This window comes from Flavobacterium arundinis (assembly GCF_038289855.1).
Classification (GTDB): Bacteria; Bacteroidota; Bacteroidia; order Flavobacteriales; family Flavobacteriaceae; genus Flavobacterium; species Flavobacterium arundinis.
The window spans coordinates 174991-198043 of record NZ_JBBYHR010000008.1; the positions used below are offsets into that span (position 1 = coordinate 174991).

Sequence of the window (23053 nt, forward strand, 5' to 3'; positions counted from 1 at the left end):
TAAAAAGCGCCCTGTGTTAAATTTTATTCATTTAACATCAAAAGGGCTTTCAGGACTCAGAAAAAATTTTAATAGGTATTCTCCCCGTTTTTATCAGGAACAATAACATAGTTGTAAATCACCGGCGGAAGCTGTGGCGGGCTCAGTATCTCATAATCCACGACTTCAATATCTTCCGGTTTTGGTGGATTTACAAAATTGCCATGCTCATCAAAACGTTTCATGAAAGGGTCCTGTTTCGGATCGAAACCGGGCTGCTGCCATGGATAAACCAGTTCCTTTTTATAATCGGGTGTCTTATATATTTTTGAAAAAAGCAGCCCTGTGACAAGACCGCCCAAATGCCCTTCCCACGATATATCCTGCTCTCCGGCATCAGGGAATACATACCATATCATGCCGCCGTACAGCATTATTACCAACAGCGAAAGCGCCACAAGCCGGTAATAGCCTGTTTGTATGCCTTTAAAAAAAATAAAGCTGACAAGCACATAAATAAGTCCGCTTGCGCCTATGTGGTACGATTCGCGGCCTATGAGCCAGGTAAAGAATCCCGAAAGCAAAATACCGTAGGCAATAACCTGAAACGATTGTTCCCTGTAGAAATAACGCAGCGCAGCAATTAACACCAAAAGGGGTATGGAGTTATTATAAAGGTGCTCCAGGCTTCCGTGAAGGAATGGGCTGAAAACAATTCCACGAAGTCCGCTTAGTGTGCGTGGCAATATGCCGTAATCGTTAAGGTAGATGCCAAATTTCACTTCCGCCCAATATACTATCCACAGCGTAAGCACAAAATACAAAGGCCACGCAAGTACCGACGGGGAAAATTTAAACTGGTTATCATCCATGTGGTAGTTATGTCAAAAACACAACCAAAAAGATTTTCCTGTTAAATTGTCAGAGTCGAATAACTATTGTTTTAACCCTATTTGGCAATTCCTTTATTAGAAAATAAATCAATAATCCGTAATTTTACGCTATGGAAGCACCTTTAGCCGAACGCATACGCCCGCAGCATTTATCCGAATACATAAGCCAGCAGCACCTTGTGGGTCCTGACGGCTCACTGACGCACCAAATAGCGAAGGGCATTATCCCGTCGCTGATATTATGGGGGCCACCCGGCACCGGGAAAACTACGCTGGCACAGATAATGGCGCAGGAAAGTAATCGCCCATTTTATGTGCTGAGTGCAATCAACGCAGGAGTAAAAGACGTACGCGAGGTTATTGATAAAGCCAAGCAGAGCGGGGGTTTGTTCACCGCTAAAAACCCGATCCTGTTTATCGATGAGATCCACCGCTTCAGCAAGTCGCAGCAGGATTCGCTATTGGCGGCCGTAGAAAAAGGATGGGTAACACTGATAGGCGCTACAACCGAAAATCCGAGCTTCGAGGTGATCCCCGCCTTATTGTCAAGATGTCAGGTATATGTGCTCAATCCTTTTACAAGAGAAGACCTCGAAGCATTGCTGCACCGTGCCATGGAAGCAGATGCCATGCTAAAGACCAAAGATATTAATCTAAAAGAAACCGAGGCACTGCTTAGGCTTTCGGGTGGTGATGGCCGAAAGCTCCTGAATATTTTTGAGCTTGTGGTAAATGCCAGCGAAGGTGACAGTATCGAAATTACCAATGATAGAGTGATGCAGCTGGCACAAAAGAATACTGTGCTTTATGACAAGACCGGCGAGCAGCATTATGATATAATTTCAGCCTTTATAAAATCGATGCGGGGGAGTGATCCTAACGGGGCGGTGTACTGGCTGGCACGAATGATAGAAGGCGGCGAAGACCTGAAGTTCATTGCACGCAGGATGCTTATACTTGCCTCTGAAGATATTGGCGTTGCCAACCCTACCGCGCTTATTTTGGCGAATAATGCTTTCCAGGCAGTTTCAACCATAGGGTATCCCGAATCACGCATCATATTAAGCCAGTGTGCGGTTTATTTAGCAACATCACCTAAAAGCAACGCCACCTATATGGCTATTGGTAAAGCGCAAAGCATAGTAAAGCAAACCGGCGACCTGCCCGTACCGCTGCACCTGCGCAACGCACCAACGAAACTGATGAAGGAATTAGGTTACGGCGACGATTATAAATATGCACATGACTTCGACAATAATTTTGCCGAGCAGGAATTCCTGCCGGACGCTATAAGCAATACCGCTTTTTACGAACCCGGTAATACCAGCCGCGAAAATGCCGACAGGGAATTTTTAAAGAGAAGGTGGAAAGGGAAGTATGGGTATTGATTGAGAAGTTGCAAAGTTTCAAAGTCGAAAGTTTCAAAGTCCTGCAATCTTGACTTTACAACTTTAAACTTTATGACTTTATAACTTAAAATTTAATATTCAGCTTCTCGGAAACCAGTTTATCATTTTGGTAATATTCAAAAAACCATTCGTTGCCTTTTTTGAATACAACACCATTTTTACCATCTCCCTGTGCTGTATAATTATCCTGTTGTGACGTCTTATACATTTTCAGTACCACTTTTGGCGTCATGTCAACCAGTTGGTAACCATTAGCAATTGGCTGTGCAAAAAGCTGGCTTTGGTTACTAACTTCAACCGGCTTTGCAACACTATTCTCTACAGGCATAGCATCCTGGGTTGGCGTTGATTTCATTTCATTGGCAACAGTCACAATATCATTACCCGAATATTGGTAATTAAGTGATTCAAGCGACCCAGCCGCCTGCCTCAGGGCGTCATAATAAGCCTGCTTAAAATCTTTTATCTTGCTTACGCCTCTTTGCGATTTAAACACAACCTTTCCGTCACAGTCCCTAATGGTTACATAAAGGGCAGTACTCAATACCCCTGAATCGGATTCTAAGGTACCATATAGCGCTTTGCACTTATTGAGCGCTACTTCATCAGGCAATTTCTGGTCTGACATGTAGGTCACGAAGCCGTATTTTTCAAACATTATTTTTGTAAGCGTATTCAGGTTGTATTTATTTTCCTCTCTCAGGAAATCAAATTTCACCGGAACGACCATGTACTTATAATCGTTTATATTTTGCGAAAAGCAAACGCCCGATAATAGCATCGAAAGCAGCAGTAGTGTTTTTTTCATAATTTAAAGTAAATCCTTAAGTTGCAGCAAATGGTGGACCTGTGTTACTGAGGGGTGCGCCTCTTTCCTGAATTCATTAAAATAAATAGCGTCAAGGCCAAAATCTATTGCGCCCTGCACATCGGCCTCAATGCAATCACCTATCATGATGCTATGGCCCTTCTCCGCATTGGCAGCCTTTAGGGCATATTCGAATATACCGGCGTGTGGCTTTTTGCAGCCCGCCATATCCGAATTGGTTATGGTTTCAAAATAATGTTCGATATTGGAATTCTTCAGTTTTCCTGCCTGTACTTCATGAAAACCGTTTGTGATGATGTGAAGGCTGTATTTCGGCTTCAGGTATTCCAGTATTTCTATAGCACCTTCAAAAAGGTGGTTGCTTTCGGGCAGCTGCCTGATATATTCGGTGGCAATTGTGTGCAGCAATTCGTCATTTGCTTCAAACCCAATTGCGTCAAAGCCCGCCTTCAGCCTGCCGTATCGCAGTTCTTCCTGCGTGATAAGGGCATCCCGGAAAAGTTTCCAGTACCTCTCGTTTATAGGCACATACAACTCTATAAACCTTTCATGGTCTAAATTTAGATTGTGCTTTGCAAAAATAGTCCTGAATGTGATTGCAGAATTTTTCTCGAAGTCCCAAAGTGTGTGGTCGAGGTCGAAAAAAACAGCTTTTTTACCGGCTATCCTCATTAGTTGCCTTTTGTAATAACAGCATTATCTACGTGGTAGATCCAATCGTCGACATCCGAATCATTGTACCTGAATGTGCCCGTGATAGTAACATACTGGTCGGTTTTCAGTTTCGTTGCCGGGTTTTTAAAGTGGAGGCCCATAATGGTTTCCGGACCTGCCTGCCCGCAAAAGAAGCATGATGCAAATACATTTTTGCTCAATGCGTAATTTTTGTTGTCAATAGGAATAATAAAGCCGCTCATTATTACCTGCTTTTTATTTTTTGCCTTAAGAGTAGTATTCACCACCGGATACATCACTCCTTCGGGATAATCGGCGCTTGGCTTTTTGATGTATTTTATCTGGCCCAGCAGCTTCCATGTAAGGGTGTCGGAAACGGGAGCAGTAGTGTTCTTTTGTATAGCGCTATTATCAGAAGGCGAACCAACAGAGGCCAGGAAAAATCCTGACAGTAAAAGTGCTGCAATGAAAAATGTCTTACGCATTTGCAAGTGTTTTTGAAATATTTAATCCGTATGCTTTTACAGCCGGTATAACCGCCGCTAAAATTCCCACAAAGATAGTGAGCAGAAATAAATATCCCTCTTTTTCCCATACAAACTCGAAGGGATTAAAGGACATTTTAAATTCATCTTCAGACGAGCCGGATATCAGGCTTAACGCTATCCTACCAACAATCGTTCCAAAGATGAACCCGGTAACGCACAAAAGCAGGCTTTCTATAAGCACCAGCGAAAGCAGTTGCAGGCGGCTTGCACCATTAACGCGAAGCAGGGCAAATTCATATTTTCTCTCTTTTAATGTATTGTACAACGCAATGAATATGCTGATACCACTAATAAGCATGATGCCGTATGCAAGATATTGCAGCGCATCCAGCCCGATACCGAACAGCGTGAACAACCTGTTGATCTCTATAGCCGGCGATGCTGCCTGCATTTTTGTATTTTGTGCAATAAGGCGCGGCCAGGTTACGATACCCATTTTGCTACGGAATTTTACCAGCACTGCCGTGATCTCTTTGCCTTCCTCGCTTATCTGTACTTCTTTATGGTCATGGCCATGTTCGGTAGTGGCTACGGCATCGTGGTCATGGCCATCTTCATCGTGATGCTCCACCCCTTCTTCGGCTGCGTGGTCGTGCTGGTCATGGTCATGCGCCTCCTCGGCAGTACCTTCATGGTCATGTCCTTCTTCTCCTTCAGCATGCTCATGGTCGTGCATTGCCCATACGCTTTGGATATTGCTAAGTATAAGGTTGTCGACCACTTTTCCTGTTGATGAAGCGATACCTGTCACTATATAGGCGTGATCTTCGTGCAGCTCTCCTTCGGCAGAATCACCGTGGGAACCGAAGAACTTATCTCCTACTTTCAATTTCATTTTTTCAGCGACGGCACTTCCAACAACTACATCAAAATTCTTTTCGAATGGTTTTCCATCGGTTATTTTAGCGCCGTATTTCGTTAGGTAATCGTGTGTAGTACCCACAATACGGAAGCCCCTGTAGTTGTCACCAAAAGCTAAGGGGATGGCAGTTTCCACCATACGGTTTTTCATCCATTTTTTTGCTTCGGTATAATCGATGTTACCCGTCGGGGCATCCACCTGGTAAACCGATGAGAGTATTAACTGCAACGGACTTCCCTGTGCACCAAGCACCAGGTCGATACCATCAATATTATCACTGAATTTCTTTTCAAATTGTTCCTCCAACAAGATGAGCAATGTTATAATGGCTACGCTCGCGGTAAGTAATATAATGCTGAGGGCGGTATTAAGCGGCTTGAACCAAATATTTTTCCAGGCTATTTTAGTGATCATGACAGGGAGATTTGGTTAGGAAAACGGTCTTTAAGCCTTTGGTCGTGGGTAACAATAACCAGTGCGGTTCCGTATTGCTTTGCAAGCGAATCGAGCATATCAGCCACCTTGAAGGCATTCTCGTCGTCAAGGCTGGACGTAGGCTCATCGGCCAAAAGCAGTTTCGGCTCATTGATGAGCGCCCTTGCGATAGATACCCGTTGCTGCTGTCCGATACTTAGTTGCGTAGGGAGCTTATGAAGATGTTCTGTAAGGCCAAGCTGCGCTAAAAGTTCTTTCGCTTTTTGGGTCGCCTGCTTTCCTGTAGCCAGCCACGACGCCAGTACTACATTCTCGAGCACATTGAGCGATGCAACAAAATATGCCTGTTGTAATACAAGCCCAATGTTCCTGCCCCGGAAATGGTCGAGTTTTTTCTCTGAAAGCGTGGCGATATTGGTATTCTCAATAATCACTTCGCCCTGCTGCGGACGAAGCAGGCCACCCAAAAGGTGGAGCAGTGTGGTTTTTCCCTTGCCGGAACCACCTGTTATCAGGAGGCTTGAACCGCCAGAAGCAGCGATGTCGGGAAAATTGAAATCGGTGCCTTTCCCATAGGAAAAGCGTATGTTTTTTGTGCTGATCATGCAAATGGTTATATGCCCTGCAAGTTAACGAAATTAAGGCAATTACAAAACAGCAATAGTGTTAACGCAAAGCGTAAAGCGGCCGGTGCCAAAAAAACGAACAACATAATTATTACAACGCAGCGGATGAAGCATCGTTTTTTTAAAAACAGCATCAAATTAAGGGAAAATTTATACCGCGGCACAAATTGGACCCATTTCGGACTGCAACTCCTCCATTTCTATGTAAATACGTTTTGTTATTACGTGCATCCATTCCTTAGTCAGCCCGTTTGGCTATAACTACCTTTCTTTTCGAAAACTATGAGGCTTTGTAACTGTCCCTGGCCAGGGTCGTCGTTTTCCTGTGCCCGGCTTAGCGACAACTCCCCATTACGCATGGCGTTGAGGCACCGTGCAAAAATGCACTCACGCGATTTCATGTCGGCACGTGACATATCAAGGCGTATCTCGAGTACCGACCGGTGCAGTGACGGATCTTTTATATAGGTATCTATAATATGTTTGTCATAATTCTCGGAAAGGTTAAAATCAACCAACTGAAACTGGCCACCTTCCATTTTACCAAGCACCATCTTTACTAGTTGCCTGTCGAGTGCATCCTGCGCATCCGGCAGATCGAAATCGCCGTCGTATATAAAGGTCATGGTGTAATTGTTCATAGCTATTTTTTTATTAAAATTACTTGATAAATAACATACTACCCTCGCGATTAACAGATCTCTATGCTACATTTATGAAAATCTTGGCAGCCGCACCGGGGCATATTCATTTTGGATACAACAACATTCAATTTGGATACTTATACAAATAGGATTGTGGTGATATTTGCCATTACAAATACTAAACAAAATACTTAAAACATGATAAAAGCTAAAGGGTATGCAGCCCAAAATGAAACAACAGACCTGGCACCATGGAACTTTGAGCGCCGCGATGTTGGGCCGCACGATGTACAGATCGAAATATTATATTGTGGTGTGTGCCACACCGACCTCCACCTCATCAAGAACGAATGGTTCCCGGGGATATTCCCAATGGTGCCGGGCCATGAGATCGTGGGGCGGATTGTTGCCACAGGCAGCCACATCAGCAAATTCAAAGTTGGCGATGCCGCGGGGGTTGGCGTTATGGTGGATTCCTGCCAACACTGCGAGAATTGCGGCAACGGGCAGGAACAATTCTGTCTTGACGGTGGCGTGCTTACTTACAACAACCTTGATAAAGAGGGCAATCCCGCTTATGGCGGTTACAGTAATACCATCGTTGTACACGAGCGTTACGTTCACCTAATTTCAGAAAAACTCGACCTTGCCGCTGTAGCGCCGCTGCTTTGCGCAGGCATTACAACCTATTCGCCATTACGCAAATGGAAAGTCGGCAAAGGGCATAAACTTGCCGTTGTGGGACTTGGCGGGCTTGGACATTTGGGAGTGAAGTTTGGCCTGGCTTTTGGCACCGAAGTGACCGTACTAAGCACTTCAGAATCAAAACGCGAGGATGCAAAAGCACTGGGCGCGCATCATTTTGTGGTAACTAAAAACCCTGAAGAAGTTGCAGCCGTTGCCGCTACGTTCGACTTTATCCTTGATACAGTTGCAGCGGACCATGAGATTGCGCCTTACCTTGCAATGCTCCGTACGAATGGCACGTATATTAATGTTGGTATGCCGGTAAAGCCGCTTGAGGTTTCTGCCTTTACGATTGCATCAGGCAACAAGACCGTGACGGGGTCCGGTGCAGGCGGAATGCCCGAGACTCAGGAGATGCTGGATTTTTGTGCCGAGCATGGTATCGTTTCGGATATTGAGCTTATTAATATTAAGGATATAATGAATGCTTTCGACAGGATGGTGAAAGGCGATGTTCGCTATCGCTTTGTGATTGATATGGCAACATTGTAATATTTACAAATAACACACCCCTAACCCTTTGAAATTAATTCCCTACGGGAAAAAAATCACTCACTTTCGGCATTAATTCTACCGAAATTTAATCCCGATGGGATAATTAAGTAACGATATTTCCCGTAGGGGATCCATTTCGGTAGTAAAAGTTGGATCAGAGAGCCGTATTTTCCCGTAGGGAATTAATTTTTGAAGATGTGTCCACACGATAGCTCTCAAGAGGGGAACAGCTTCACTCATGCCGATCAAAAACTTTTAAAAGTTTAGTAAACACGTCCAAGTGTTCAGCTCTTGAGAAGGGTTAGGGATGTGTCTTTTCAATTTGTAAATCCCTGAAAGTTCATATCATAAATAACCACCAGTAAAAGTCTATCTTTACGTTAGCTTTTCGGCTTTATAATTTTTTAAATATGAAAACAAACAACGGTCCCGTACATATCAATTCCGTTTCGGAGATGCACCGCTTCCTGAGGCTAAACGGCCCCGAGCATCCGCTTATCAGTATGGTAAGCTTTAAAGATGTGAACCCTGAACTTTCGGATTGGTCTAAAGGAATGGTCATGAACCTCTATATCATTGCCATCAAGAAAGATTTTAAGGGCAAGATGCGCTACGGGCAGGACTTTTATGATTTTGACGAAGGGATTATGTCGTTCATTGCCCCGGGACAGATATGCTACCAAAGCGAACCTGGCGAAAACCCGCTTGGCGGGCAGATGCTGGCGTTCCATCCCGATTTTTTAAGAAGCTATCCTTTGGGAAAAAAAATAAAGGAATACGAGTTCTTTTCGTATGATGTGACCGAAGCGCTGTACCTTTCGCAAAAGGAAGAATCGATGATAGAAGGCATCATGACGAATGTAGAGCAGGAATACCATTCGACACTCGACAAATTCAGCCAGGACCTTATCATTTCAAATATGGAACTGCTGCTCAATTACTCGAACCGTTTTTACAACCGGCAGTTCATGACACGGAAAATAGCCCACAGCGATCTTTTGGCCAAGCTGGAACATGTGCTCGACAGCCATTTCAATGCACAAAACAAGACATTGCCCACGGTAAAAGAAATTGCCGGAAAGCTCAACATATCGCCCGGCTATCTCAGTGATATGCTCCGCGCTTATACAGGGCTGAACGCCCAACAGCATATCCATAATAAGCTGATCGAGAAGGCAAAAGAGATACTTACCACTACACCATTATCTGTCAGCGAAATAGCATTCCAACTGGGTTTTGAGTACCCCCAGTCATTCAGCAAGCTGTTTAAATCCAAAACAAATGTGTCGCCTTTAGAGTTCCGTAAGCTTTTTAATTAGTGTAAGAGCCGGGCTAAAGCCGGATTATGAAAAGTTCAAATATTGAGATCATTTTACAATTATTTATGATTTTTGATTTCATATATATTTTTTTCATAATTTGCAGGTACAAACATTATCAAACACATGAATACTATCACCCGGTTATTTGATTTCCCATACTACCAGCTCGAAAAACACCCACTGTCCGATGCACTGGTTACCAAGTATGGCGAAAAATGGGTAAAGACCTCAACGCAGGAATATATTGATAAAGCCAATGCTCTCTCCAGGGGATTGCTTCGGATGGGAGTCAAAAAGAACGACAGGATCGCGGTCATTTCGTCGAACAACCGCACTGAATGGCATATTGTTGACATAGGCGTACTGCAAACCGGGGCTCAAAATGTACCCGTGTACCCTACGATATCGGAAGAGGACTACGAATATATCCTTAACCACTCTGAAGCGATATACTGTATCGTTTCGGACCAGGAACTTTATGATAAAATAATGTCTATAAGGGGCAACCTCCCCAAGCTGAAAGAGATTTATTCGTTTAACGATTTGTCCGGCTGTAAAAGCTGGAACGAAATACTGGACCTGGGCAAGGATACATCCAACCAGGGCGAACTCGAAAGTATTAAAAACAGCATAACCGAAGACGAGCTTGCCACCGTAATTTATACATCAGGTACAACCGGAAGGCCTAAAGGCGTGATGCTTTCGCACAAAAACATTGTATCCGATGTGCTTATGAGCGCCGAAAGGGTGCCATTCGGCGAAGGCCAAACACGTGCGTTGAGCTTCCTGCCCATCTGCCATATTTACGAAAGGATGATATTGTACCTCTACCAGTATTATGGCGTTTCTACCTACTTTGCCGAATCTATCGAAAAGGTAAGCGACAACATTAAGGAAACAAAGCCTTTCGTCATCACGGCGGTACCAAGGCTGCTTGAAAAAGTATACGATAAGATCATTGCCAAAGGCTCTGAGCTGACTGGCATCAAAAAGAAGCTGTTTTTTTGGGCTGTTGAAGTGGGGCTTGAATATGAGCCCTATGGCGCTAACGGCGCATGGTACGGCTTTAAGCTATGGATAGCCCGCAAGCTGATTTTCTCGAAATGGAAGGAAGGACTGGGCGGTAACCTCGGCCTTATGGTATCTGGAAGTGCGGCCATACAGCCAAGGCTGGCAAGGATATTCGCCGCTGCGGGAATCCCTGTTATGGAAGGTTATGGCCTTACGGAGACTTCCCCTGTTATATCGGTAAACGATGAGCGCAACGGTGGTTTCCGGATCGGCACGGTGGGCAGGCCGCTAAAAGGCGTAGAAGTGAAAATCGCTGAAGACGGCGAGATACTTTGCAAAGGCCCCAATGTAATGATGGGCTACCTGAACGACCAGGAAAAGACCGATGAAGTGCTGAAAGACGGCTATTTCCACACCGGCGATATTGGGATTATTGACAGCGACGGCTTCCTGAAGATAACCGACAGGAAAAAGGAAATGTTTAAAACATCGGGCGGTAAGTACATTGCACCGCAGCTGATTGAGAATGCCATGAAGCAGTCGCGCTTTATAGAGCAGATCATGGTGATAGGCGATGGCGAGAAAATGCCGGCAGCCTTTATCCAGCCCGACTTTGAGTTCGTAAAGCAATGGGCATCCCGCAAAGGGCTAAGCCTTACAGACAATAAGGCAATTGCAGAAAGCAAAGAGGTAAAAGAACGCATCCAGGAAGAGATTGACGGCATCAACAAAAAATTCGGGCACTGGGAACAGGTGAAGAAATTTGAGATAACCCCCGACATCTGGAGTGTTGACGGTGGTGAAATGACCCCTACCCTCAAACTAAAACGGAAAGCGATAAAAGAGAAATACCAGAAACTGTATGACAAGATATACAGAGAAGGTGAAAAATAAAAAACAGTTTAAGATTAAATGAGTCATACAAAGCCTTTTCATCGAAATTATAGACCTGTAATAGAAAGTACAAATTCCGGATATAGTGATTGGGCTTATATAATTGATCATTCTTATTCTCAGAATCCTCATCATTATACAAGAGCTTTTCTAATAATTCAGGAAGATATATTAAAACTATTTCAATATATCGAACCTGCAGATATTAATGAACTAACTTACTCATTCAGAATACATGAAATTTTAATGAGAACATGTATAGAAATTGAAGCAAATTTCAAAGCAATTTTAAAAGAGAACAACTATAAACCAACAAAATTTCATAAAAACAAAACAGAACTTCGCTTAGAAAAGGAGTGGAAACTTCATGATTTTTCTAAAGTAAATAAAACTCATCACCTTGACGATTATTCTATCCAACTACCGTTTTGGAAAGGTAACAACAATGTCCGAAAACCTTTTTTTAGAGTGGAAAACTAAGCAAACACTTTCTTGGTACCAAGCATATAATAATTCAAAACATGATCGGCTTAACAATTTTGAAGATGCAAATTTAAAAAGTCTTATTGATGCATATTCAGCATTATGCATTCTATTATCTTCTCAATTTAGACATGTGGATTTTCAGCCAGGCCCTGACAATCTTCAAGCTGAGGGTTATTGCTACTTTGGTGGAGGATTTGGTATAGGTGGTTACTTAATAGTAGACTATCCTGATAATTGGAGTGAAGAAGAAATGTATAATTTTGATTGGAGCAAATTAAAAAAAGAAGAGGATAGATTCGATAAAATTGATTACAATAAAATTTAATAATGAATGCTTTATTATTTAAATACAATTGAACTAACCATCTTTTTATATTAATAAAAATTATATTTCGCTTCACATTCAATAACCAATGAAAACACGATTACTCCTGCTCTGCCTTTTGTTTACAGTGTTTCAGGGCTGCATGTTCCAATCTGCAGATATCATATCGAATAATGACATTGACATCAAGTTGCGCGAAACGATAAAGGCCAAAAATGATAGCCTGATCGAAGCGATGTCGCACGGCAAACTAAAGATATTTAAAGCATTGGGGTCAGAGAATTTCGTGAAGCACCTTCAGGCGAATGTGCGCAACACCTCCTGGGCATTCCGCAATGGTTACCTCAAAAACAATTATACCGTATTTGATGAATACCAATGTCATCATTCGGTGACGAACAACAATATTGCCATTCCGTCGGAAGAACACTCTTACACTTTTAAATATGTAAATGAAGTAGAGGATACGTATGTTTCGTTATTAAAGATACCCTATTCTGAAGAAGGTTACCTGCTGGCAGTGATTTATGGAAAGGAAGGGGACGAATGGAAAATTGATGAGATAAAGATCAACATCATCTGGCAGCATGGCAAAAATGCGCAGGAATACTACGCCATTGCAAAAAAGAAGGAAGACGACGGTTTCCTGATAGATGCGCTTTTGTATGCAGAGGCAGCGCAGGCCTGCATTCAGGCGACTGAAAATTTTGTAGAATTCGACAATGCAAAAAGCATCCCGCTGTATTATAACAGGCTAAGGGGAAAAGTAGATGCCAAATATACTTTCCCTATACTGCTGGAAAACATCCGGACGAAGCCACAGGTAATGGGCATTAGCCTCGCACAGAGCGAAGACGGTACCGGAGCGCTCATCACCTACCAGACTATAATTCCTGTTGAAGAAAATATCACGCTGGGGCAGGAATTCGAACTTGTGAAAAAGGAAATGAAGAAAACATTTACAGATTTCGACTTCAACAAGCCCGGGATACATTACAGGGCCATTAACCAGTCCGGCCCCGATGGCTCGCCTGAAGTACATGACTTCGACGAAGGCAGATAATCAGCTACTCCCCTTTCCCGGGGAGTTTTTTATTACCCCAATTTTCGCTATATTTACATTACATCCCATAAATATCTTATGATCAGCGAAAACGACACAAAAAAACTAAGCAAATTCCTTAGCTACGTACTAAGGCACAATCCCGATGCTTTGGGAATCTCCCTTGATGCCAACGGCTGGACGGATGTAGCGAAGTTATTGGAAAAAATAAATAATTCGGGAACACAAATAGATGCCGTATTGCTGGAACATGTTGTTGAAACAAATAACAAAAAACGCTTTGCCTTCAACGACACAAAAGACAAAATACGCGCCAGCCAGGGACATTCAATAGAAATTGAGCTGGGCTATGAGCCGCAGGTCCCACCCGACATCCTCTATCACGGCACGGCAACGCAAAATGTTGACGCGATAATGAGGGACGGTATCCATAAAAGCAGCCGCCACCACGTACACCTGAGCCTTGAGAAGGGCACGGCATCGAACGTAGGCGGAAGGCACGGCAAGCCGGTGATATTAGAAGTAATGGCATTGCAGATGCACAACGACGGGTATGAATTTTTCCTTTCGGAGAATGGTGTTTGGCTGACGGACCATGTTCCTGCGGGTTATATAAAATGAATTAATACATATTTAATGGAAGATTCCAACATTATAATATACCAAACAGAAGACGGCACGACCAAAATAGAAACCCGTCTGGAAGATGAGACGGTCTGGCTAACACAGGCGCAATTAGCTGAGTTGTTTCAAAAATCAAAAGCTACCGTTAGTGAACATATAAAGAATATTTTTGAAGAAAACGAATTGGAAATAAATTCAGTTGTTCGGAAATTCCGAACAACTGCCGCAGATGGTAAAGAATACAGCACTAATTACTATAATCTGGATGTAATCATATCGGTAGGTTATCGGGTAAAAAGCCTGCAGGGGACGAAATTCCGCCAATGGGCTACCTCACGGCTACGCGAATATATTGTAAAGGGATTTACAATGAACGACGAATTACTAAAGCAGGCAGGTAGAGGTAATTATTTTGAAGAATTACTTCAAAGGATTCGCGATATACGTTCTTCGGAAAAAATATTTTGGAGAAAAATCCTTGATATTTATGCAACAAGTATTGATTATGATGCAAAATCTGATATTTCTGTTCATTTTTTTCAAACAGTACAAAACAAAATGCATTGGGCGGCGCATGGGCATACCGCTGCCGAAATAATTTATCAGAGAATTGATTCGGAAAAAATAAACCTTGGCTTAACCAACATCAAAGGAAGCAGGCCTACAAAACAGGAAATTGAGATCGCAAAGAATTACCTTGACGAAAATGAATTAAATGTTCTTAACAGGATGGTAACCGCGTATCTTGAAGTTGCAGAGCTTCAGGCATTGAATCGGAAACCTATGTATATGAAAGACTGGGCCGAAAGACTGGATGATTTTGTCCGGATGACGGGAAATGATATTCTTCAAAATGCGGGAACGGTGAGCCATAAGCAGGCACTGGAAAAAGCTTTTTCTGAATATGAAAAGTATAAAGAGAAAATAAAAGGAAATTTGTCGGTGGCGGAAAAGGATTTTATAAAACAAATAGAAATGACGGAAAAAAAGCTAAATGTAAACAAATCCAAAAAGTAGAATTCGCAAGAATCAAAAATCACTAAACGAATGAGAATACCGGCAATACACGGCTACATTGACAGAAGGATACTCATCAACTATACGATTGATGAAGATGTAGCGCGTAAAATGATACTGCAACCTTTTCGCCCGAAACTTTATGAAGGAAAGGCAGTCGGCGGTATCTGCCTAATCCGGCTAAAAAGCATTAAGCCAAAAGGTATTCCCGACTTTTTAGGTATCGGATCAGAGAACGGCGCCCATCGGTTTGCTGTAGAATGGGATGAAAATGGCGAGACTAAAGAAGGTGTGTACATTCCGCGAAGGGATACGTCTTCATTAGCAAATGCACTGGCAGGCGGCAGGATATTCCCAGGGAAACATTATCACGCAAAATTTGATGTTGCAGGAGGCGACGGCAATTATAAAGTAGGCTTTACCAGCGAAGATGCTACCGGTATCGCTATTGAGGCAAAAGAAACTGGGAATTACCCATCTGGTTCAATATTTAAGACGTTAAATACAGCATCCGACTTCTTCGAAAAAGGCTGTGTGGGTTTTTCGCCCAACAAAAATAAATTCGATGGCGTGCGGCTTAATACCTATAAATGGGAAATGATCTCACTCGAAGTTGCTTCGGTAAGGTCGTCTTTTTTTGAAAATGAAACGGTATTCCCAAAAGGGGTGGTCGTATTTGACAATGCACTACTAATGAAAAACATAGAGCACGAATGGCTTAACGTAAAAAGTAAATAGATAAATATACGAAAACAATTTCGTAAGAATAATTTTTTTAAAATTTAATATGCGTGCATACTATTTTTTTGTATATTTGAAATATCATAATTCATGAAAGAGAAAACAATAGATTACATACTGAGGGCAACATGGCAGGCAGTATCGAGAATGTACAACGAAGAAGCCTCGAAATATGGCGCCAGCATGTCGGTGGGTTTTGCACTCCTTTCTATAGACAAGGATAACGGGATACCTTCTACTGCACTCGGGCCACAGATGGGAATGGAACCTACGAGCCTTACCCGCACGCTGAAGTCGATGGAGGAAAAAGGCCTGATTGTACGAAAGAAAAACCCGGTAGACGGCCGCGGGGTACTGATACACCTCACCAAGCTGGGCAAAGAAAAACGGGAACTGTCCCGCGACAGGGTACTAAAGTTCAACGATGTGATACGCCAGCATGTACCGCAGGAAAAGCTGGATAATTTTATAGAGGTTGCAGAGCTTATCAACGACCTCATTGCTGAAAAGCTGATATTCACCGCTGACAGCGAAACTGAAAAAGCAACGAACAAATAAACATAATGCCTTATAGGCATCAAACAAAACTTACTATATATCAATGAAACGCACTATTAAAAAAGCAGCCGTTATAGGCTCGGGCATCATGGGATCGGCGATCGCTGCCCATCTTGCCAATATAGGTGTTGAGGTTTTGCTTTTGGACATTCCCCCAAGGGAACTTACCGAAGCGGAACAGAAAAAAGGATTGACATTGCAGGACAAGGCCGTCCGCAACAGGGTTGTGAACGAGCATTTGGCTAATTCACTAAAATCGAAACCTTCCCCCATTTACCACCAGAAATTTGCAAGCCGTATAACTACAGGCAACACCGAGGACGATATGGCCAAAATCGCCGATGCCGACTGGGTTATCGAAGTGGTTGTGGAAAGGCTCGACATCAAACAGAAAGTATTTGAGCAGGTGGAGAAATACCGCAAACCCGGCACACTCATTACTTCGAATACTTCAGGTATTCCTATCCACTTTATGAGCGAAGGCCGTAGCGAGGACTTTCAGAAACACTTCTGTGGGACCCACTTCTTCAACCCTCCGCGTTACTTAAACTTATTCGAGATCATTCCGGGTCCGAAGACTTCAACTGAAGTACTGGACTTCCTTAATAACTACGGCGAGCAGTTCCTTGGCAAGACCTCAGTAGTTGCCAAAGACACACCTGCCTTCATTGGCAACCGCATCGGTATCTATGGCATCATGAGCCTTTTCCACCAGGTGAAGGAAATGGGCCTTACCATTGAAGAGGTTGACAAACTTACCGGCCCTGTTATCGGCAGGCCGAAGTCGGCTACTTTCCGTACTGTAGATGTAGTTGGGCTTGATACCCTGGTACACGTTGCCAACGGTATCTATGAGAACTGCCCGAACGATGAGGTACACGAGCTTTTCAAATTGCCGGGCTTCATTGACACCATGATGCAAAACAAATGGCTTGGAAGTAAAACCGGCCAGGGTTTCTATAAGAAAGTAGACAAAGATATATTGTCGCTTGACCTTGATACAATGGAGTACAGGGCGGCAAAGAAAGCTTCGTTCGCCAGTTTGGAACTGACAAAAACTATCGATAAGCCTATCAACAGGTTTAAGGTATTGATAACGGGTACGGATAAAGCGGGCGAATTTTACCGCAAGAACTTCGCGGGGATGTTTGCCTATGTATCCAACCGCGTTCCTGAAATCACCGACGACCTTTATAAAATAGACGATGCCATGAAAGCCGGTTTTGGCTGGGAAAATGGCCCGTTCGAAATATGGGATGCCATAGGTGTTGAAAAAGGCATCGAACTTATAAAAGCCAATGGCGCTGAACCTGCGGCATGGGTAAACGACATGCTGGCAAGCGGCAACAAAAGCTTCTACACCCTTAAAGAAGGCATTAAATACTACTACGACCTTGCTTCCAAATCCCAAAAGAAAATTCCGGGACAGGATTCGTTTATCATCCTCGACAACATTCGCGAAAGCAAAAAAATATGGAGCAACGGCGAGGCTATCATCCAGGATCTGGGCGACGGCATCATAAACCTGGAGTTCCAGAGCAAAATGAACACTATTGGCGGCGGCGTGCTTCAGGGCATCAATAAAGCCATAGACCTTGCCGAGAAAGAATATGACGGCCTCGTGATAGGTAACCAGGCGGCGAACTTTTCCGTGGGTGCCAACATCGGTATGATATTCATGATGGCGGTAGAGCAGGAATACGACGAGCTGAATATGGCTATCAAGATGTTCCAGGACACTATGATGCGCGTGCGTTACTCCTCAATCCCGGTTGTGGTGGCACCGCACGGCATGACCCTTGGCGGCGGCTGCGAAATGAGCATGCATGCTGACAAAGTTGTGGCTGCGGCAGAAACGTATATCGGTTTGGTGGAATTTGGTGTTGGAGTAATACCCGGCGGCGGCGGATCGAAAGAGATGGCGCTCAGGGCATCGGACATCTTCCGAAAAAATGACGTGGAACTGAACGTGCTGCAGGAGTATTTCCTTACCGTGGCGATGGCGAAAGTATCGACATCGGCGTATGAAGCCTTTGATACCGGAGTTCTCCAAAAAGGCAAAGATGTTATTGTGGTGAACAAGGCCAGGCAGATCGCCGAAGCTAAAAAACACGCGAAACTCCTTGCCGATGCAGGCTACACGCAGCCTGTAAAACGCAAAGACGTAAAAGTACTGGGCAAACAGGCGTTGGGTATGTTTCTCGTGGGCACCGACAGCATGGAAGCCGGGCATTATATCTCGGAACACGACAAGAAGATTGCCAACAAGCTTGCTTACGTTATGGCAGGCGGCGATTTAAGTGAGGCGACACTGGTTAGTGAGCAGTACTTATTAGACCTTGAGCGTGAGGCATTTTTATCGCTTACGGGGGAAAGAAAGACGCTGGAGAGAATACAGTTTATGTTGACGAAAGGGAAACCTCTTAGAAATTAAAAGCCCCCTAACCCCCGAAGGGGGAATAGAAACGGCAACGACACATTTTTCGTTCTTAAAGATACAAGTACCATTGGTATAATTATAAATCCTACTGACCCCTGGTAGGAGTTCCCCCTTTGGGGGCTAGGGGGCCGATATGAAAACAGCATATATAGTAAAAGCATACAGGACTGCCGTGGGCAAAGCCCCGAAAGGAGTGTTCCGTTTTAAACGTCCCGACGAACTGGCCGCAGAAACCATACAGTTCATGATGAATGAGTTGCCGGAATTTGACAAAACCAGAATAGACGACGTAATGGTGGGCAACGCCATGCCGGAAGCTGAGCAGGGGCTCAACTTCGCGCGCCTTATTTCTCTTATGGGTCTTAAGATAGACGACGTGCCGGGTGTTACGGTGAACCGTTATTGCGCCTCCGGGCTGGAAACCATTGCGATGGCAACTGCAAAGATACAAAGCGGCATGGCCAGCTGCATTATTGCAGGCGGTGCCGAGAGCATGAGTTATATCCCTATGGGCGGCTACAAGCCGGTACCGGATTACCAGGCAGCAAAGAACGGCCATGAAGATTACTATTGGGGAATGGGCCTTACCGCCGAAGCCGTTGCAAAGCAGTTCAACGTATCGCGTGAGGACCAGGATGAGTTCGGTTTTCAATCGCACCAAAAAGCACTGAAGGCTCAGGCAGAAGGCAAATTTGACCGCCAGATTGTGCCTATTACTGTAGAGCAGGTATATGTAGACGAGAATGGCAAAAAAGCCACAAAGAATTATACCGTAACCAAAGACGAAGGCCCGCGTGCCGACACCTCTTTGGAAGCATTGGCCAAACTAAAACCGGTTTTTGCCGCTGACGGAAGCGTTACGGCGGGTACGTCATCGCAAATGAGTGATGGTGCTGCGTTTGTACTGGTTATGAGCGAAGACCTTGTAAAAGAACTGAAATTAGAGCCAATCGCAAGGATGGTAAGCTATGCCGCAGCTGGTGTGGAGCCAAGAATAATGGGCATTGGCCCGGTGAAGGCCATTCCTAAAGCCATAAAAATGGCAGGCCTTGAACTGGAGGACATCGAGCTTTTCGAACTCAATGAAGCTTTTGCATCACAGTCGCTTGCCGTGATACGTGAGTTGGGCATCAACAAAGACATTGTGAATGTTAACGGTGGCGCGATTGCAATGGGGCATCCCTTAGGATGTACCGGCGCCAAGCTATCTGTGCAGTTGTTCGATGAGATGAAACGCCGCGGTAATAAATATGGCATCGTGACCATGTGCGTGGGTACGGGACAAGGTGCAGCGGGGGTCTATGAGATTCTTTAATAAGACTGAAAGATAAGAGATAATAGATGATAGACACTTAGGATGGCTGAATTCAAAAGACACAATTTCAAAAAACTAAAAATATGGCAAATGCCCATGGAAATAGCAAAGATTGTTCTTGACCTCACAGATGCTTTTCATCCCCATGAAAATTTGGTTTAAAAAGCCAGATGGACAGGAGCGGTGTATCAATGCCTTCAAATATTGCTGAAGGCTCGAGCAGGACAAATAAATCATTCAGGCATTTTATAGACATCGCATTAGGTTCATCTTTCGAACTGCAAACACAGCTATTATTAGCACATCATAGAAAATATGTATCAAATGAGGCGACAGAAAGCCTTGAATATAAAATAGAAGAATTTCAAAAGATGACGATGGGATTCCAAAATACTCTTTCCGAGTAAGGTCTTTCATCTATCATCTATTATCTAAAAATCTAATTATGGAAACAGAAGAAAAACAACTCGCCCGTGGCGGCCAGTTCCTTGTTACTGAAACAAAAAGCGAAGATATATTTACTCCCGAAGATTTTTCGGAGGAACAAATTATGATGCGCGATACCGTAAAGGAATTCGTGGATCGTGAGATTTGGCCGAACAAAGACCGATTTGAGAAGAAAGACTATGCCTTTACCGAAGAAAGCATGCGCAAAGCAGGCGAACTTGGGTTCCTGGGCATTGCGGTGCCGGAAGCCTATGGCGGACTTGGGATGGGATTTGTCTCTACCATGCTGGTGTGCGATTATATTTCGGGTGCCACGGGTTCGTTCTCGACGGCTTTCGGGGCGCATACGGGTATCGGTACCATGCCGATAACGCTGTACGGGACCGAAGAGCAAAAACTAAAATACGTCCCGAAACTTGCTTCGGGTGAATGGTTTGGAGCTTACTGCCTTACCGAGCCGGGCGCGGGCAGCGATGCCAATTCGGGTAAGACAAAAGCAGTACTTTCTGACGATGGTACGCATTATAAAATTACAGGCCAGAAGATGTGGATATCGAATGCAGGTTTCTGCAGCGTGTTTATTGTGTTTGCACGTATTGGCGATGACAAGAACATCACCGGATTCATTGTGGAGAATGACCCGTCGAATGGCATTTCCATGAATGAGGAAGAGCATAAATTGGGTATCCGCGCCTCCTCTACCCGCCAGGTTTTCTTTAATGAGACGAAAGTCCCTGTAGAGAACATGCTGTCGGAACGTGGCAACGGCTTTAAGATAGCCATGAATGCCCTGAATGTAGGCCGTATCAAACTGGCCGCAGCCTGCCTTGATGCCCAAAGAAGGGTGACATCGGGTGCAGCGAAATATGCTAACGAAAGGATACAGTTCAACACGCCTATCGCGAATTTTGGCGTTATCCGCGCCAAGCTGGCCGAAATGGCAACCAACTGCTATGCCGGGGAAAGCGCCTGCTACAGGGCTGCCAAAAACATCGAGGACCGCATCGAGGCACGTGTTGCCAACGGCGAATCGCACCAGGCCGCGGAACTTAAAGGAGTTGAGGAATTTGCCATAGAATGCTCTATACTGAAAGTAGCGGTGTCGGAAGATGTACAGAATTGTGCTGATGAGGGCATCCAGATATTCGGTGGTATGGGCTTCTCTGAAGATACCCCGATGGAAAGCGCATGGCGTGATGCACGCATTGCGCGTATCTATGAAGGTACGAACGAGATCAACCGTATGCTTTCGGTAGGTATGCTTGTCAAAAAAGCCATGAAAGGCCACGTTGACCTACTGGGCCCCGCCATGAAAGTTGCAGAAGAATTGATGGGAATTCCTTCATTTGATTCCCCCGATTATTCAGAATTATTCGCGGAAGAAAAAGAAATGATAGGCAAGCTGAAAAAAGCGTTCCTTATGGTTGCAGGATCGGCTGTGCAGAAATACGGTCCGGAACTGGATTCGCACCAGCAATTGCTGATGGCGGCTTCGGATATCCTTATCGAGATATACATGGCGGAATCGGTAGTACTTCGTACGGAGAAGCTGGCTAAAAACAAAGGCGCTGAAAATGTAAAAGAGCAGATCGCGATGGCACAATTGTATTTATATAAAGCGGTGGATGTTGTGACTATAAAAGGTAAAGAAGGCATTGCCTCGTTTGCCGAAGGTGACGAGCAGCGCATGATGATGATGGGCCTAAGGCGCTTTACCAAATACAACAACATGCCGAATGTGGTGGCGCTTCGTGAGACCATTGCGGCTAAGATAGTGGCTGAGAACCATTATCCATATTAAGAATTTTTAGTTGAAGTTAATAGAACCGTTGCAGAGAAATTTGCAGCGGTTTTTTTTAGGGCCTCACCCCCAGCCCCTCTCCAAAGGAGAGGGGAGTGGAAACGTGCCGACAATCCGTTTTTATTATTGTATTTCCTCGCCCTGTTGAAAAAATTAATAATTGTACATCGTCTAACCCAACACTTAAATGCGGCTGAGTGTAGCTTCTCCCCTCTCCTTTGGAGAGGGGTCGGGGGTGAGGCCTGCGTGAGGGACAGAAGCGGCATCCCCCGCTTTTTTCGGCGGGGATACAGCGGATGGCCCGACGGCGGAGGCACGGAGCCGACACGCCCAAAAGAGATTATTAGATTATTAGATTATTGGACTTTTAGATCGTTGGATATTCCCTGGTATTCAAGACTGACAGAGTTTGTCATTTGGGATTTGTATTTTGGAATTTAAACAAAAAAATCCCGCTATCTGCGGGATTCTATATATCGATACAAAAATTTAGGCTTTTTCTTCTTTCAGCCTTTTTATTGCTCTTTTCTCTTTGATCAATTCTACTGTCGCGCCTGTTAACCAGTATCCAACAAAACTGGCAAGGAAAAGCATCAGCCAGAAACCGATTGTGAAAACGGTCAAAAATGCCAAAAACCCTAAATATTGTGTAAATTCCATATCTCTGCTTATTAATTGAATTGAGCCTCAAAGATAGGGGGAATTATTTTTTTTAGCAACATCCGGAAGCAAAAACACTAAAATATTTTACGAAATCATTTTTTATACGTTTGCGGAATGCTTAATTTTGGCAGGCTTTCACGATTGCCACACACTTGTCAGGCAATTAGAAAACCCCTAATTATAAACAAATACAACACATAAACA

Annotated in this window: 23 protein-coding genes; 15 read left to right on the plus strand and 8 right to left on the minus strand. The window is 44.1% G+C overall.

The features are described 5' to 3' along the window. Nucleotides 1-68: 68 nt before the first annotated feature. Nucleotides 69-851 (minus strand): rhomboid family intramembrane serine protease, encoded by a 783-nt coding sequence (locus AAEO56_RS14500; protein ID WP_341697779.1) that lies wholly within the window; start codon nt 849-851, stop codon nt 69-71. 131 nt (nt 852-982) lie between these two features. On the opposite strand from AAEO56_RS14500, the gene AAEO56_RS14505 reads away from it, so the two are divergent. Next, nucleotides 983-2260, plus strand: coding sequence for a replication-associated recombination protein A (locus tag AAEO56_RS14505; protein ID WP_341697780.1), 1278 nt, complete (start codon nt 983-985; stop codon nt 2258-2260). An 85-nt stretch (nt 2261-2345) separates the two neighbouring features. Here the strand turns inward: AAEO56_RS14505 and AAEO56_RS14510 are convergent, their stop codons facing one another. The 6 genes from AAEO56_RS14510 to AAEO56_RS14535 all read right to left on the minus strand — a co-directional run bounded on the left by AAEO56_RS14510 (nt 2346) and on the right by AAEO56_RS14535 (nt 6897). Further along, on the minus strand, nt 2346-3089 hold the full coding sequence (locus AAEO56_RS14510) for a hypothetical protein (protein WP_341697781.1): 744 nt from the start codon (nt 3087-3089) through the stop codon (nt 2346-2348). Nucleotides 3090-3092: 3 nt separating this feature from the next. Beyond that, a complete protein-coding gene (locus AAEO56_RS14515) occupies nt 3093-3782 on the minus strand; it encodes a YjjG family noncanonical pyrimidine nucleotidase (protein ID WP_341697782.1) in 690 nt (229 codons plus the stop codon). Further along, the gene (locus AAEO56_RS14520) at nt 3782-4270 is read right to left on the minus strand and encodes a hypothetical protein (RefSeq protein ID WP_341697783.1); all 489 of its coding nucleotides are present in this window, start codon (nt 4268-4270) and stop codon (nt 3782-3784) included. Before AAEO56_RS14520 ends, AAEO56_RS14515 begins: the two co-directional genes overlap by 1 nt. After that, complete coding sequence (locus tag AAEO56_RS14525; protein ID WP_341697784.1) at nt 4263-5609, minus strand: FtsX-like permease family protein; 1347 nt, start codon at nt 5607-5609, stop codon at nt 4263-4265. Before AAEO56_RS14525 ends, AAEO56_RS14520 begins: the two co-directional genes overlap by 8 nt. After that, nucleotides 5606-6235 (minus strand): ABC transporter ATP-binding protein, encoded by a 630-nt coding sequence (locus AAEO56_RS14530; protein WP_341697785.1) that lies wholly within the window; start codon nt 6233-6235, stop codon nt 5606-5608. Before AAEO56_RS14530 ends, AAEO56_RS14525 begins: the two co-directional genes overlap by 4 nt. A 263-nt stretch (nt 6236-6498) precedes the next feature. Further along, a complete protein-coding gene (locus AAEO56_RS14535) occupies nt 6499-6897 on the minus strand; it encodes a hypothetical protein (RefSeq protein WP_341697786.1) in 399 nt (132 codons plus the stop codon). A gap of 201 nt (nt 6898-7098) precedes the next feature. Here AAEO56_RS14535 and AAEO56_RS14540 point away from each other — a divergent pair, with 201 nt between their 5' ends. The 14 genes from AAEO56_RS14540 to AAEO56_RS14605 all read left to right on the plus strand — a co-directional run bounded on the left by AAEO56_RS14540 (nt 7099) and on the right by AAEO56_RS14605 (nt 22186). Further along, nucleotides 7099-8139 (plus strand): NAD(P)-dependent alcohol dehydrogenase, encoded by a 1041-nt coding sequence (locus AAEO56_RS14540; RefSeq protein WP_341697787.1) that lies wholly within the window; start codon nt 7099-7101, stop codon nt 8137-8139. A gap of 413 nt (nt 8140-8552) precedes the next feature. Then, the gene (locus AAEO56_RS14545) at nt 8553-9461 is read left to right on the plus strand and encodes a helix-turn-helix domain-containing protein (protein WP_341697788.1); all 909 of its coding nucleotides are present in this window, start codon (nt 8553-8555) and stop codon (nt 9459-9461) included. Between the two features lie 126 nt (nt 9462-9587). Then, on the plus strand, nt 9588-11369 hold the full coding sequence (locus AAEO56_RS14550; protein ID WP_341697789.1) for an AMP-dependent synthetase/ligase: 1782 nt from the start codon (nt 9588-9590) through the stop codon (nt 11367-11369). An 18-nt stretch (nt 11370-11387) separates the two neighbouring features. Further along, nucleotides 11388-11849, plus strand: coding sequence for a hypothetical protein (locus AAEO56_RS14555; RefSeq protein ID WP_341697790.1), 462 nt, complete (start codon nt 11388-11390; stop codon nt 11847-11849). Further along, nucleotides 11815-12180, plus strand: a complete 366-nt coding sequence (locus tag AAEO56_RS14560; RefSeq protein WP_341697791.1) for a hypothetical protein — start codon at nt 11815-11817, stop codon at nt 12178-12180. Before AAEO56_RS14555 ends, AAEO56_RS14560 begins: the two co-directional genes overlap by 35 nt. An 88-nt stretch (nt 12181-12268) precedes the next feature. Next, complete coding sequence (locus tag AAEO56_RS14565) at nt 12269-13243, plus strand: hypothetical protein (RefSeq protein WP_341697792.1); 975 nt, start codon at nt 12269-12271, stop codon at nt 13241-13243. A 78-nt stretch (nt 13244-13321) separates the two neighbouring features. Beyond that, nucleotides 13322-13864, plus strand: a complete 543-nt coding sequence (locus tag AAEO56_RS14570) for an RNA 2'-phosphotransferase (protein ID WP_341697793.1) — start codon at nt 13322-13324, stop codon at nt 13862-13864. A gap of 15 nt (nt 13865-13879) precedes the next feature. Then, the gene (locus AAEO56_RS14575) at nt 13880-14884 is read left to right on the plus strand and encodes a virulence RhuM family protein (protein ID WP_341697794.1); all 1005 of its coding nucleotides are present in this window, start codon (nt 13880-13882) and stop codon (nt 14882-14884) included. Between the two features lie 30 nt (nt 14885-14914). Next, nucleotides 14915-15622, plus strand: coding sequence for a DUF2071 domain-containing protein (locus tag AAEO56_RS14580; RefSeq protein ID WP_341697795.1), 708 nt, complete (start codon nt 14915-14917; stop codon nt 15620-15622). 93 nt (nt 15623-15715) lie between these two features. Continuing rightward, on the plus strand, nt 15716-16183 hold the full coding sequence (locus AAEO56_RS14585) for a MarR family winged helix-turn-helix transcriptional regulator (protein ID WP_341697796.1): 468 nt from the start codon (nt 15716-15718) through the stop codon (nt 16181-16183). 43 nt (nt 16184-16226) lie between these two features. Beyond that, a complete protein-coding gene (locus AAEO56_RS14590; protein ID WP_341697797.1) occupies nt 16227-18617 on the plus strand; it encodes a 3-hydroxyacyl-CoA dehydrogenase/enoyl-CoA hydratase family protein in 2391 nt (796 codons plus the stop codon). A 139-nt stretch (nt 18618-18756) separates the two neighbouring features. Continuing rightward, nucleotides 18757-19938, plus strand: a complete 1182-nt coding sequence (locus tag AAEO56_RS14595) for an acetyl-CoA C-acyltransferase (protein ID WP_341697798.1) — start codon at nt 18757-18759, stop codon at nt 19936-19938. A 170-nt stretch (nt 19939-20108) separates the two neighbouring features. Further along, a complete protein-coding gene (locus AAEO56_RS14600; RefSeq protein WP_341697799.1) occupies nt 20109-20345 on the plus strand; it encodes a four helix bundle protein in 237 nt (78 codons plus the stop codon). A 38-nt stretch (nt 20346-20383) separates the two neighbouring features. Continuing rightward, nucleotides 20384-22186, plus strand: a complete 1803-nt coding sequence (locus AAEO56_RS14605; protein ID WP_341697800.1) for an acyl-CoA dehydrogenase family protein — start codon at nt 20384-20386, stop codon at nt 22184-22186. 489 nt (nt 22187-22675) lie between these two features. Here AAEO56_RS14605 and AAEO56_RS14610 read toward each other — a convergent pair whose 3' ends face one another. After that, the gene (locus tag AAEO56_RS14610) at nt 22676-22846 is read right to left on the minus strand and encodes a hypothetical protein (protein ID WP_341697801.1); all 171 of its coding nucleotides are present in this window, start codon (nt 22844-22846) and stop codon (nt 22676-22678) included. Nucleotides 22847-23053 lie beyond the last annotated feature (207 nt).